The sequence below is a fragment of the Sphingobacterium deserti genome, assembly GCF_000757725.1.
Classification (GTDB): Bacteria; Bacteroidota; Bacteroidia; order Sphingobacteriales; family Sphingobacteriaceae; genus Sphingobacterium; species Sphingobacterium deserti.
In genome coordinates this window covers 13,589-26,552 of the sequence record NZ_JJMU01000032.1, presented here as the reverse complement: position 1 = coordinate 26,552, position 12,964 = coordinate 13,589, and the positions used below count along the sequence as shown (strand labels likewise).

Annotated in this window: 10 protein-coding genes; 1 reads left to right on the top strand and 9 read right to left on the bottom strand. The window is 41.8% G+C overall.

Annotated elements, in window-relative coordinates; all coding sequences use genetic code 11:
* Positions 1-726 precede the first annotated feature (726 nt).
* Positions 727-1,890, bottom strand: a complete 1,164-nt coding sequence (locus tag DI53_RS10535; protein WP_037498844.1) for a glycoside hydrolase family 130 protein — start codon at positions 1,888-1,890, stop codon at positions 727-729.
* 127 nt (positions 1,891-2,017) lie between these two features.
* Between DI53_RS10535 and DI53_RS10530 the strand changes: the two genes are divergently transcribed.
* A complete protein-coding gene (locus tag DI53_RS10530; protein ID WP_037498841.1) occupies positions 2,018-2,218 on the top strand; it encodes a hypothetical protein in 201 nt (66 codons plus the stop codon).
* A gap of 46 nt (positions 2,219-2,264) precedes the next feature.
* Here DI53_RS10530 and DI53_RS10525 read toward each other — a convergent pair whose 3' ends face one another.
* The 8 genes from DI53_RS10525 to DI53_RS10490 form a co-directional block, all read right to left on the bottom strand.
* Positions 2,265-2,561, bottom strand: coding sequence for a hypothetical protein (locus DI53_RS10525; RefSeq protein ID WP_037498838.1), 297 nt, complete (start codon positions 2,559-2,561; stop codon positions 2,265-2,267).
* A gap of 47 nt (positions 2,562-2,608) precedes the next feature.
* Positions 2,609-2,839 carry a PLDc N-terminal domain-containing protein gene (locus DI53_RS10520; RefSeq protein WP_037498835.1) on the bottom strand — a complete coding sequence of 77 codons (231 nt, stop codon included), beginning with the start codon at positions 2,837-2,839 and terminating at the stop codon, positions 2,609-2,611.
* A gap of 145 nt (positions 2,840-2,984) precedes the next feature.
* On the bottom strand, positions 2,985-4,331 hold the full coding sequence (locus DI53_RS10515) for a DUF4302 domain-containing protein (protein WP_037498831.1): 1,347 nt from the start codon (positions 4,329-4,331) through the stop codon (positions 2,985-2,987).
* Between the two features lie 6 nt (positions 4,332-4,337).
* A complete protein-coding gene (locus DI53_RS19600) occupies positions 4,338-5,756 on the bottom strand; it encodes a substrate import-associated zinc metallohydrolase lipoprotein (RefSeq protein WP_157836770.1) in 1,419 nt (472 codons plus the stop codon).
* 10 nt (positions 5,757-5,766) lie between these two features.
* A complete protein-coding gene (locus tag DI53_RS10505) occupies positions 5,767-7,248 on the bottom strand; it encodes a RagB/SusD family nutrient uptake outer membrane protein (protein WP_037498828.1) in 1,482 nt (493 codons plus the stop codon).
* 12 nt (positions 7,249-7,260) lie between these two features.
* The gene (locus DI53_RS10500; protein WP_037498825.1) at positions 7,261-10,890 is read right to left on the bottom strand and encodes a SusC/RagA family TonB-linked outer membrane protein; all 3,630 of its coding nucleotides are present in this window, start codon (positions 10,888-10,890) and stop codon (positions 7,261-7,263) included.
* A 182-nt stretch (positions 10,891-11,072) separates the two neighbouring features.
* Entirely contained in the window at positions 11,073-12,224 is a 1,152-nt protein-coding gene (locus DI53_RS10495; protein ID WP_037498821.1) for a FecR family protein, read from the bottom strand.
* A 58-nt stretch (positions 12,225-12,282) separates the two neighbouring features.
* Positions 12,283-12,819: an RNA polymerase sigma factor gene (locus DI53_RS10490; protein ID WP_037498818.1), complete on the bottom strand. Its 537-nt coding sequence runs from the start codon at positions 12,817-12,819 to the stop codon at positions 12,283-12,285.
* Positions 12,820-12,964 lie beyond the last annotated feature (145 nt).

Genomic DNA, 12,964 nt, shown 5'->3' with positions numbered 1-12,964 from the left:
CTTTCGCATTACGCGCTACACAATACTCAATACCAATCCCCCCACAACCCTTCCGCCGCATGCCGCGGCAGGGCAAATACTTTTGAAGGGCAAAAGTATTCAAACCCCCGTCGCTTGAAACCTTTGCAGGGAGGTTTGTGCAGTGGCAAGTTTCTACATATCGCAAAGCTTTCAAGGCGACATTTCGTTTAATAATGGAAAGAAGCGATAAAGCAAAGAAAAGTTTAACTTCTCACTACGCTATACGCATTACGCAATTCTATATACTACAATCTATTTTCACTACGCACTACCAATCGAGCGAACGATAGGCCTGATCTACAAAGACCGATTAACGGCACTTTTACGTTTCATCAAGTGATGGAACGAGCTGAGGACTGCCGTGGCCTAGTGGGTATGGGCAGGCATGAGATTATTTCCCGAAATCCAATCTAAAAGGATTTTGGGATGTCATCTAGCCTGACAGGCAGCCTGCTGCTGTGCGTGGGGTTGTGGGAAAAATCGCCTCGATGAAACAAAGATTTTTTGCTTACTTTTTCATCTGAAAAAGTATGGCCCCGTCCCGGCTAGGGACAAGCGATCTGCCGCATACCGCGGCAAGGCAATCTGCTAAAAGATGCAGGTAAACTAACAATGCTCCTATATATTCAAAAATGCGTCATCGTACCCCCTCCTCGCACGGACGTGCATTGGTATCAAACATAATATCTCACTACGCCATAAGCGCTACTCAACATAAGGTAGCGGATCCGCCGGCGCCGGGTTCGATGGATCGTATATCGCGACAGCAACTTTGGAATCTGCACATCCGTAGTATAAAAACCATTTATTCTGAAAGTATACCAGCCCCTCAATGAAGACTGTACCGTCCACATATTGCCCGCTTTTCTCAAAATCCTCCATCGGTCTAAGAAAGGGAACATCCAATCGGCCAATTACTTTGGTAGGATCATTGGCATCGAACAAAACCTGCCCTGCGCTGTATGTCCCACGATTGAAGCGCTTGTCTCCATGACGCGGGTTATTCTTCCCGTTATATAGCAATAATATACCATGCTCTGTCAATACAGCTGGCGGACCACATTCCGTGAGGTCACTATCAAAAAATCCTTTTCGAGGCGCAATAAAGGCTTTCAATTCGCGCTTTTCATCGACCACTGGTTCCCAGTCTATGAGGTTATCGGATGTTGCGCCGTACACGCCATATTCCCCCCAATACATCCAATATTTACCATTAATCTTGGCAATTTGTTGTTTACCATTTTTTACTTCGGTGACGATAGAAGCTGACTTATGAAATTTGTTTACGATGATATCGGCATTTTCTGCCTTCCTAAAAATTGGTCCATGCTTTTCCCATGTGATGAGATCTTTCGAAGTGGCGACACCTAGACGTGCCGTTTCTCGATTCCATTGCGTGTAGAACATCACATACAGGCCATCTTCGGTAACAGCCACGCGGGGATCCTCGGTTCCGCCCGGCCACTCGTAACTTTTTTGGCTATCATCCCCCGGATAAAAAACCGGCGTTTCGTTGCGGGTAAATAATATTCCGTCATCGCTCTCGGCATAGCCTATACGCGATGTCCGGTGACCGATCTTCACCCCTGTCTTATCTTCAGCCCTGTACAGTACAACGACTTTTCCATTTTTTATAGTCGCCGCCGGATTGAAGGTATCGTTGGACTCCCAGGCAATTTCTTTGTTGCTCATCGGATCCTTAAACAACGTGTGATCCAACGGCGAGATAACTGGATTTACATTTGCTGGTCTGACAAAACCGCCAAATGCCCAGTCCGGTAACTTATTTATAGTTTCCTTTGAGGGCGTTTGAGCCATGCTGGCTAACGCCAAAAAAAGGCATAGTATGTTCAGGATATGCTTATTCATAGGTTTATAGTGTAGTTATAAATCTAAAAAATTCTGACCTAATAATCAAAAAATATGGATCTACATTTAATTTGACGCTAGCAAATTCGTATATTTAAAGTGAACCGTTCTAAACTGCAACTGGATTATGAAGAAGAATTTATATGTAGTGACCATCATCATCGTTTTTATCGTCGCAATTATGCTCATTTATTTGGGTTTAAACGAACGGTTTGGATCTGTAAACAAAAACGAATTTTATACAGCCTCAGGTGTTGGCGCTATTATTGGAGCCGTCACGGTGATTTTTATTAATAGACGTAAAAACAGAGCAAAAGCTAGAAAATAGGATTATCATAAAGCAGATAAGCTTTACGTTTTACACGTTGTTTTTACTACTCCCAAGTTAGAATAATCAGCAATACGGCGACAAATGAAATTGCCGTGATTGTAAAAATCCGACCGTTAAATCGCTTCCTGATCAGTTTAAAGAGACCAAAAAGAAATGCAACAATTAGGAAAGTAATCGCTGGGAGGGTCAACATTTCTGTAATCATACTACCTATTACTTGTAAGAAGTGAGGAGGTTCCCATTTAATATCCATATAATAGGATAGCATCAATAGGAAAATATGACTACTCGAGAGAAGGGTTCCGACTAAAACCAATTTTTCCGCTTCTTCTTTTTTCATAGCCTAAATTCGATAATTAAATCACTCGATCATCAAAAGTAGAAGACCTAAGCTTGTTTATTCTCGGAAGCATTTTTGGCAGCAGTCCAGTAGAGAGCACAGCCAATAAAAGGTAGCCCTAACATTGCAGCAGCCCATGCCAGACGATAGGGCAATTCCAATTTTCTATTAGTCAACGCATGAAAAATGCAATACAAATAGGCTAGTATTACTGGGACAAAAAATACAAGAATAAAAATTTCTTGTCTACCGATATTAATAAATAGTGATGTCATCATATTTTTATCAATCTATATAAATATACGATTAAAACTCCAAACAAACAAGTACAGCAACTGATTTATAGACTGATAGGCTCAAAAAAAATTGCCATAAGAGAAAAAGGGACGCCGTATTGGCATCCCTTTTCTTTTATTATTGATCTTATCGCAATTGAAACGACATCTGAACATTAGGTGAGTCTATTCCAATCATTTTTCCATAGAGATTAGCACCATCCACGTGGTAATCTAGTTTAAACCTACTTGTCGTTAGGAATGCATGGAGCTGATCCAAAATTGCAGCTGAATAACCTCCAGACGCGGCTGTCCGTAGCGTAAACTTATATTCCCCTGTGCTTTCATCTACAGTATAATCATATACAATAGTCGTTGTCCAAGTAGCTAAGCCTGTTGCTTGGTATTGTCCAGCTACGCCAGTCAATGTTACACGTTTGTTGGCAGTGTTCCACGCCAAGTCCACATAACCATAACCGAATACCGCCACACCGTTTGCATTACGATTTGGAAGACCATCAAAATACCTCCGCAGGATGGTTAGACCGCTCCCGGCTGTTCCAGGAAAATAAGTGACCGATGGACTACTGTTTGTAAGCGTAGGGCTTCTTAAACCGGCATACTTCACACCCATTAACATATGGAGGGGCAATATGGGCGACACAGAATTCTTCACTTCGTATTCTTTACCTTCCCTGTCCACGCCATAAAGGAGATCACCTTTAAAAGTCAAAGATACCATATCCACTCCGCTAAAGTTAATACCTTCCCTGAAATTAACACCGCTTAATGCGTAGTAGAATTTGCTACTAGCCGATTTCGCAGCGCCATCAATAATACCAGTTAGGCTAGCTGTTTTAGCTGTTCTATTAATTTCAACCGATGTTCGCACACCTGCCACCTCGATATAGGGATTAGCGTTAACGGCAAAGAAGTTGTTGATCTTATTGATACTTGTCTGATATTCTCCGTTGTTGTACTTGTCGGATTCATCAACAGAAGCCTTCACCAAAACCAATTCATTTTGGTACTTCTTGCCTCGCAATATAATACTGTCTGCTGTAGCACGCAAATATTCGAACTCAACGTCACTTTTTACGCCTGATCCCTGCGCACCGCCAGGTACAGTTCCGGCGGTAGGATCTTGCAGTAAAGAGATATAATTATACGTATCAAAGATCAGCGAAGCATTCATTACCCATTTAACACGGTACGTAGAGTTTGACATAACTCGAGCGGTAGTTGCGTTAATATCAGACACCATCGCCACCGTTTGGTCTTCTTTGAAATTAAAGTAAAAACCATAACCACCACTTGCCGTGGTTGTTAACGAAGCCTTCCAACCTGAAGGCGATTCTAAAAGCTTATTCTGTAGCTCCGTTAGTCTGACGTTAATACGTTCTTCCGGAAGGCTATCGAATATGAGATCCACATCGCTTTTTGTGCATCCAAAAAGCGAAACGGCAGCAATAAGCAATACATATATTCTTTTCATAATCAGCTATTTTAAAACTATTGGTCCGTAGATATAATTTGTTGGTGCATCCTTCACGTAAAACCCGCCAAATGTTCTGTACAAATTGGAAGTCGATCCAATTGTTGTTGGCAACCAATCTGCTACAAATACCCTGTTAGTTAGATACGGTAGTAGATGCCTTTCAAAGCCATTCAATAATAAGTTTCCATTCGACGTGTTGTGAAGCCCAGCGGAAGTTGTCTTGCTAAATTGCACCTCTCCTGTAATATTAGATACCTGCATACCGAAATAATAGTCTGCGAAATACACATCATTGCTATTGGACGCTATTTTAAAAGCTATTCTGAATACCATGTTTTGTGCATCTGTGAACCGGAACTCAAAGTATTCTATTGTGCCAGTTGGCCAGCCAGGGTTTTGCTCCCTGAACGCCGCTTGCATATTAGTGAAGATTGCTCTTATCGCTGCCGGGTTTCCAAAGGTGCCATAATGTGCTGCGCTAGGCTGGTAGCGAATCGTACTAACAAGATTCCTATTCAACCAAATAGGAAGCGTCTGCGTGATATCTGTAGGATCTTTGGCATTGTAATTTTCTTTGAGCACGCGTTGCACGGCTCCTTGCAATTCATTAAAATCAATGTCAAAAAACGTTTTAAAGTAGTCTCTTACAATTCTCTCTTTGGCTAAAAGTTTAGGCTGGGCACTAGGTGAAGCCGTGGCAACATAATTATTGAACCAAACCTGCCCCTCAACCAATAAGTGCGATGTCATTTCTGCGAAATCTTCGCCCGGAGCGCTTCGCGCATACGGAGAAATAAATCCAAGTCCTTTAGCTACGGCAGCTGTATTCGAAGCGTTTGTCCAGTCTGCGAAGTAATCTGCAGCTGTAATAGGCTCGAATGTAGTGGGAATATTAATGATCTGGTTAACAATATGGGTAAACTCGTGGTGTATTGTACGCAGTCTACGTCTTGCATTCTCGGGATTCGTTAGATCAATGCCATTGGTGTCATACAGAACCACCCGACGTCCCCCATCAGCGGTACCTAAGTTGTAGGAATTATTGGAATTGTAGGAGCCAGATCCATACAGCACGAATTGTTTAGGCGTGTAGGTTTTAATGAAAGCACTTCCTGCAACCTCTTTATACACGTTGATAAAACCATCAAGTACAAGTTCCATAGTAGGTTGAACCGTCTCTAATTTTGATGGGGATATATCGCGCGATACATCAGTCAAGTTTCGCTCGAAACGGTACACCACCTGAATGTTAAAAGGAGTGGTCAAATTGGTCGTTATCCAGTCATCCACTGCGGTTTTTACGTAGGTATCACTATTGTACTTACTCAAGTCCACGTCTAGATTTTCATCAGATTTGGAGCAAGCTAGTAGTGATAGGCCCATAAGTAAGCCTATATATCGAATGATGTTTATTTTCTTCATAACCATGGTTTTATCTTGGATTTAATTCAATACCTGCAATCGTCGCTTCTTGAGGAATCTGAAACATCCTTCTATTGTCATCTGCACTTAACGTTTGGAAGGTCTCTACTCCAGCGGCATCAATGTGGTTGTGTATAACAGGAATGCGCTTACGTAATATATCAAACCATCGCAGTCCTTCGCCCATAAATCCAATTTGCTTAAATTGAAGAACGGTTTTGATCAAAGCCTCTTTATCATTTGCTTCGTTGAAAAATGTACGTGCTTTTTCTAAGGTCACAGCGTGTGTTTGAGCGTTGTAATTTGTAATCCGCACACTAGCAAAGAGATTTAAATCCCGTAGAGCAGCAGCGAAATCACCAGTTTCGATGGCAGCTTCTGCTCTATTCATCAAAGCTTCATCTGCTAGAAATAACGGCTGCATAATGTAAGGAAATCCAATCTGCGCTTGAACATTCGAGTAATGGAAGTACTCTTTAAAGATGTATACCGTATAGTTATTGTCAGACCAGCGTACACCCTTATTGTAAAATGGTGCTCCCGCAACCGTTGTAGCATTGTATATGCCGGAATATTTTTCCGTACCAAAGCCATAACGAGCTGTTCCGGAGGAGTTGCTCCGTTGGTATACAGAATACGTTTCGGACAACAGCAGATTGTAATTCTTATTCGCCATAGTCAATTCTTGGTTGAATTCGGCTAGCGTATAGTTACGGAAAGTAGTATTTGCGGGTCGAAGGTTTCCGGTAAAATCTCCGCCTTCAAATACATTATTTGCGTGTTGGATTACTTTATCAAATTCTCCTTTAAATAGGTAAAAACGTGCCGCAAATGCACTTGCTGCACTATGGGTGAAATGATATTTAGGCACTTTCCATTCCCCACCCCTAAGCAACGGTAATCCCTCTACCAAATCGCGTTCAATTTGTTCGTAAACGGAGGCAACAGTACCTCGATCATACTTAGCAAGAGCTACTGTTTCTGGACTTGTAACATAGGGAATCCCTGGAGAGTCATTTGCACCACCCGGGACGTAAGCTTTCGCAAAAAAAGTTACCAGCATAAAGTGACCGTATGCTCTAGCTAATAATGCTTCGCCTTTGTAAGGTAATACATCTGTACCCAGATCCTGCATCTCAATTGCCTCTAAAGCTTGGTTGGCCGCTGCTATCCCAGAATATACACCGTTCCAATACTGAGTAGGCGTGTTATTTCCGTCATCCTTAAGGTCATTCCAAGAATACAGACTAACGAATGGGTCATTATTATGCCCTACTGTAGGGCCCTTATCGTTAACGTTATCGGAATAGGTTTCCGCCATTGCCAAATAATTATAGCTGGGATAGGCCGACGTAACGAGCTGTGCAACTTTGTCTACGCTATTGATCTCCGTACGCATGTCTGGATTTTGATCAAGATACTTCTCGCAAGAACTAAACGTTGCTCCCGCAATTAGTGCACTAAAAAAGTATATTATTGTGTTAATTTTCATTGCTATAGTTTTTTAGAATCCAACCTTTAATGATAAAGTATATTGTCTCGGTATCGGCATAGCTACCCCGCCATTGTTGAAAAATTCTGGATCAGCCCCGTTCAACTTTTTGTCAGAATAAAGCAGTGCAATATTGTTTCCTACGACAGAGATCTGCGCAGAAGAAAGCTGAAGTTTTTCCGTGACTTTTCTAGGTAACTGGTAGGCCAGAGACACATTTTTTAGTCGGATGAAGTCTCCTTTTGCCACACGCTGATCAGAGTAATTGTAAGCATTATAAGGATACACCGCAGAAACAGTAGATCCATTCGCTTGGTATACTCTATTATCGATCGTAAAAGCATCGAGTAAAGCCGGGATCGTCGTGTAATTTTCGTCTCCCGGAATGAGCCAACGATTTACCATATCTTTAGAAAGAGCTATCTGATCACTATAAGACGCGGCATAAGTAGGTTGTAACCGTACGTAGTTTCCTGCTGCGAACGTGAATAACGTAGACAAAGTGAAGCTTTTGTAAGAGAAATTATTATAGAAACCGCCGGTAAATGTAGGATCAACTGGCCCATGGTAAGTCAGGTAGTCTACATCGTCACTTTGCAGATAAATATAGGTCTCTTTCACTCCTTCTGTTCCAATATAAGTTGGATAACCGTAATTCGGGTCGAGCCCGTCAAATTTAATGGAGAACAAGCCACGTTGCGAATATCCTTCGCGTGCTGCGCCCTCTGCCCTCACCATAGTCCAAATATTAGAATTGACCTCCAATTCGGTGACCTCATTTTTGTTGTATCCAAAATTGAACTGCGTCCGCCATTTAAAGCCATCCGATTTATTGATAGGTGTTCCAGCTACTGTGAATTCCAATCCCTGAGCTTTCATTTTTCCATAGTTCGCCGTTTTAATAAACTGACCGCCAATACCGGAAGTACGGACCGAACCTATCAAATCAAAGATATCACGCTTATACCAGTCTACCGTTAGGTCAACCTTATTGAACAATTGAAGATCTGCACCTATGTTTAACTCATAAAGCTTTTCCCAAGTCAATTCAGAGTTCTCCAAACTCGAAAGACGTATAGCGGTTTCTTTCTCATCTTCATAAGGGCGATAAGTTATTTGATTGTAGAATACGGCGGCGGAATTATTAGCATTCCCTAGACTTGCTACAAGTCCGTATGTTCCGCGGACGCTTGCCGCAGTTAAAATACCATTGTCGCTATTATAAAATTCTTCTTGATCGATATTCCACTTACCCGATAAATTCCAGGTTGGCAACCAACGTGCTACTCTAGACTTACCCATTAAATTCGATCCATCCCAACGCACTGTTCCATTTACACTATACTTCTCTTTGTAAGCATATGCTGCGCGTGCCATTGTAGCTACAAATCTGTCATACGAATAGCCCATCCCAAAATAAGGATCCGCTCCTTCTGTCATTTTCTTAAAGAATCTATAATTTGGGTTGACTAGCCCACCATTTTCATATTGATAGGAGATTCCCTCGTAGTCAGAAAATTGCCTGTCTGTATAACGAATCTCCATAGAGCCGAAGACATTTAAGCGATGATTTTCGCTGAAAGTTTCATCATATTCCAAATTGTGCCTGAAATAATAGTTCTTGATACTGTTGAGATTTGTATTGTAGAACCCGCCCTCTGGCAAAATTACTACTGGCTCTGCATTTGGATTATCCGGATCCTTATATAAATATTCGTTTCCATTGATTATTGTGGCGTCGCCTGCCGCCCTGAAAGACTCCGCCATATTAGATCCTTCACGGATGTAATGCTGTCTTTCTGTCGTAGCATATCTATATGCGCCGTCGACAGAGTAAGTCAACTGCGGTAAAATTTTATAGCGGATTCCCCCCTGAACCTTCAGATCCAACATCTGTAGCCGTAAATAATTATTATCCAGTTCATTTAAGATATTGAATGGGGCAAAGTTTCTCGTAAAGTATTCCAGATCACCATTTTCGTCATACGGCGTTATTAACCGACTGGTATTCAGGGCATAAGAATAAGGGTTAATATCAAACTCTCGAGAGTACCGTCCATACACAGGATCCGAAGCGCGGTTAAGTGCTCCTGGTGTCCGTTGGTCGCGTATTGATCCGTTGACCAGTACTTCGGCGCTGAACTTATCATTCAATTTAAAGTTGTTACGAAAATTTGCAGTATACCGCCTAACTTTATCCGCAATAGTCTGACCGTTATCGTTCATAAAGCTGGAAGAAAAATACGTTTGATTTCTTGCCGTTCCACTACTTACATTGATAGAATGCTCTTGTAGCAGCGAATTTTTGAACAATACGTCGAACCAGTCGGTATTGGATTTTGCATAGCGCGTCAAAAAGTTCAGACGTGCCTCCTGCGTATTGTTCAATGCATACGTATCCGTCTGCTCATTATAGTCGTACATTTGGTTGTACATTTTATAAAAAATACCCCCGTTTGGCGACCGCGAAACAACACTATGATTAAAGTATCCTTTGTTTTCTAGCTCTAGCATCACCGACATTTGCTCGGCCGAATTCATAATATCAAACTGATCATAATTTGGCTTCAGGTAGGTCGTAAAGTTGCCCGTATAGTTTACAACAGGTTTTCCTTCTGTATTTCTACCTTTCTTCGTGTTCACCACAATCACCCCGTTCATTGCGCGAGCACCATACATCGCGGTTGCCGCAGCATCTTTTAAGATGGTGAACGATTCAATATCGTCTGGATTTAAGCCCGCTACAGATGATCCGATTAGGGTATTGGCATCGCCTGTAGAAAGCGCTTCATTGGAAACGTTCACCACATCTTCTAGGATAATACCATCCACAACCCAGAGTGGCTTATTATCGCCAGAAAGTGAAGTAGCACCCCGCACACGAATCTTAGGCGCTGCACCAAACGTTCCGGACACATTCTGCACGGACACACCTGCTGCTTGCCCCTCAAGCATCCGTGATATATCAGGAACGCCGCTACGCTCAGCGTCTTTAGCACTAACGCGAGTGGTAGCACCCGTAAATAGTTTCCTATCTAGATTTTGGTAACCGGTAGCGACAATATCTACTGCTTCTAGCGTCCTTTCATCCGAATCAAGTACGATAGCGATAGAAGTTCGACCATTTACTGAGATTTCCTTTTGTTGGTATCCGACGTAACGCACAATCAATAGGGCGTCCTTTGCCGCAGCGATTGTAAACTCTCCGTTTGGTCCTGTAGTTGCCCCCAGCGAACTTCCTTTAACCATCACAGAAGCCCCAACCAACGGTGTTCCATCAGCACTCTTAACTGTTCCTGACAAGCGACCTTGTTGCAATTCCGAGACGGATAAGTCAGCTTTACTGGTTGCTTTGTAGACTACGGAAATTGTTTCCGAAATAATCCGAAAAGAATAGTTGCTTTCTGGCAAAACTGATTTTAATACGTCAGCGAGATTCGCGTTTCGCACATTGATATTTACACGCGAGGCCTGTTTAATGACGTCATCGCTGTACAAGAACTTATAATCCGTTTGTCGGGAGATCTGGGTAAAGACCTCATCTAGCCGGGCATTTTTTAGAGACAGTGATACCTTTTGCGCGTTACCGTCCGCATAGGCACACGTCATAAAAACCAACAATAAGCATATTGTAATTTTCATAATTCGGTAAATTAAGACAATGGGCGGCTTATAGGCTTTCGCGCACCTTTTGTCAAATGAGAAGTTATTCATACATTTGAGTAGTTGAGTTAATGGTTAAGGGTTAGTATTCTTTAATTTAACTTAGTGATTTACAGGGGTGCTGCAACACTCCTGTTTTTTTGTTTATTCGTACCGTTATGTCATACCTTATTTTTTTTGATTAGTAATTTATTCTTGTTGAGTTGAAAGTCGAGATCGCTTACGAATTCCAGCATATTTAAAACTTCTGACAATCGGACGTCTCTTGAAATTTCCCCCGTGTATGTTTCACTGAGCGAAACTTCTTTAGAAAGCGAGATATCCAAGTCATACCATAATTTTAGCTGCTGCGCAATGCTGATGATATTATCTTCCTTAAAATAAAACTCGTTGTTTTTCCAGGCAAGATCTTTTTGCAAATTTGCGGATTTAGCCTTCAGCTCGCCATTGTTCCACTGCACGCACTGCCCCGGAAAAACAAGCACAGATTGGCTGTTGCTGTAGACCTCCACCCGTCCCTCTGCCAAAGTAGTTTTACTGCTTTTACCATATGTTGATACGTTAAAATGTGTCCCCAGGACCTTGACTTCTGCATCATCTGTTACGACGTAAAATGGCTTTTGGGGGTCCTTACTGACTTCAAAGTACGCCTCACCTGCAAGATAAACGCGTCGTTCAGCACTAGCGAATGTCGTCGGAAAACGAAGTTCACTTTTCGAATTCACCCAGACCGCTGTACCATCGGGTAGCGTCAATTTAAAAAAATGAGCGGAGGGCACAACTAAAGTATGGTATATTAAGCTTTTGTTTTCTGGAGTAACCTGCTCAGCCGTTGCCTTTGATGACAACTTTTGGCTGGATGCTACGTCCAAAGTGTCTTCCACATCAAGCTCGTTACCATTGGCCAAGATAATCTTAGCGCCAAGGTTTGCAGGCAATACATCATGCTTGTCTTGGCCATTAACATGTTCTACAATATGTCGGCTGCGCTGGCCTTGAGGTTGTACAAAGAACCAATACGTACCAAAACATAATAAAAGCGCTATAGAAGCGGCAGCCGCGAAAATCTTGACCCTCGATGTTTTTGGGCGTCGCTTCCGCTGTATATCCTTCCAAGCTTGCTCTTCGTCGATCTTATCCACCCAGTGTGCATTGATATTGGCTCCCTCCAGCATCAGCTGTCTATAAAGTGTTCGATTTTTATCACTCTTATTCAACCAAAATTTCAAAACACGATCTTCCTCTTCAGAAAGGGGAATCATTTTGAACTTTTTGGCAATTATAGCCGAAATATCAAGAGGGTTAGTATCCATAATTTAAGTTAAGAAACCTAAATCGGGATTTGGGGTGACAAGAATTTTTATTTTTTTTCTAAGCAATGAGGAACCAAGCAAAAATTATCGAAAAATAGTCGGGTCTCAGCTTTGATCGTAACACGTGAAGCCCCCTTTTCTTTTGTGTTTTTATAGTGTTTAAGCTTATTTTAAGCTGTTCCGCTATTTCCTCGTTTGTAAAGCCATCTATATAAGTCATCGTCATAACTCGTTGACAACCTTCGGGCAAGGTAGAAAGGGTAGCATAAATGGCAGCCATAAATTCTGCTCGGATCACTTGATGTTCATAATCTATATCATCAGATTCCTGATAACCGGATCGTTGCCAGAATTTTTCTACCGTTTTGCTTTTGCGATTCAGGTTATATACGGCATATTTTACAGTAGCATAGAGAAATGATTTTATCGCTTTTTCCTCCCCGGACAAACTGCCCCGTTGCTGAAAATAGGTCACAAAAGCATCCTGTGCTAAATCTTCAGCAAGACTTTCATCCCGCACCATTTGCATTGCAAAATAGCATAAGGATCGATAGTATTTCGCAAATAATACTTTATCGGAATCTACAGCATTCATTCTTCAACAGTTAACAATAAAGTGTCAGTTAGTATCTCCTACCATTTTTTTAGAATATGGCATAATTTAAACCCAAGGTAAAAAAAAATATCAATGTTACTAAGAAAAATTATTTTTTCTATATCGATAGGCTTTCTGGCAATCG

Bases quoted from the DNA above. Each gene is read 5' to 3' on its own strand.
- DI53_RS10505 (WP_037498828.1), bottom strand. From the start codon at position 7,248: ATGAAAATTAACACAATAATATACTTTTTTAGTGCACTAATTGCGGGA.
- DI53_RS10520 (WP_037498835.1), bottom strand. From the start codon at position 2,839: ATGATGACATCACTATTTATTAATATCGGTAGACAAGAAATTTTTATT.
- DI53_RS19600 (WP_157836770.1), bottom strand. From the start codon at position 5,756: ATGAAGAAAATAAACATCATTCGATATATAGGCTTACTTATGGGCCTA.
- DI53_RS10530 (WP_037498841.1), top strand. From the start codon at position 2,018: ATGAAGAAGAATTTATATGTAGTGACCATCATCATCGTTTTTATCGTC.
- DI53_RS10515 (WP_037498831.1), bottom strand. From the start codon at position 4,331: ATGAAAAGAATATATGTATTGCTTATTGCTGCCGTTTCGCTTTTTGGA.
- DI53_RS10500 (WP_037498825.1), bottom strand. From the start codon at position 10,890: ATGAAAATTACAATATGCTTATTGTTGGTTTTTATGACGTGTGCCTAT.
- DI53_RS10490 (WP_037498818.1), bottom strand. From the start codon at position 12,819: ATGAATGCTGTAGATTCCGATAAAGTATTATTTGCGAAATACTATCGA.
- DI53_RS10495 (WP_037498821.1), bottom strand. From the start codon at position 12,224: ATGGATACTAACCCTCTTGATATTTCGGCTATAATTGCCAAAAAGTTC.
- DI53_RS10535 (WP_037498844.1), bottom strand. From the start codon at position 1,890: ATGAATAAGCATATCCTGAACATACTATGCCTTTTTTTGGCGTTAGCC.
- DI53_RS10525 (WP_037498838.1), bottom strand. From the start codon at position 2,561: ATGAAAAAAGAAGAAGCGGAAAAATTGGTTTTAGTCGGAACCCTTCTC.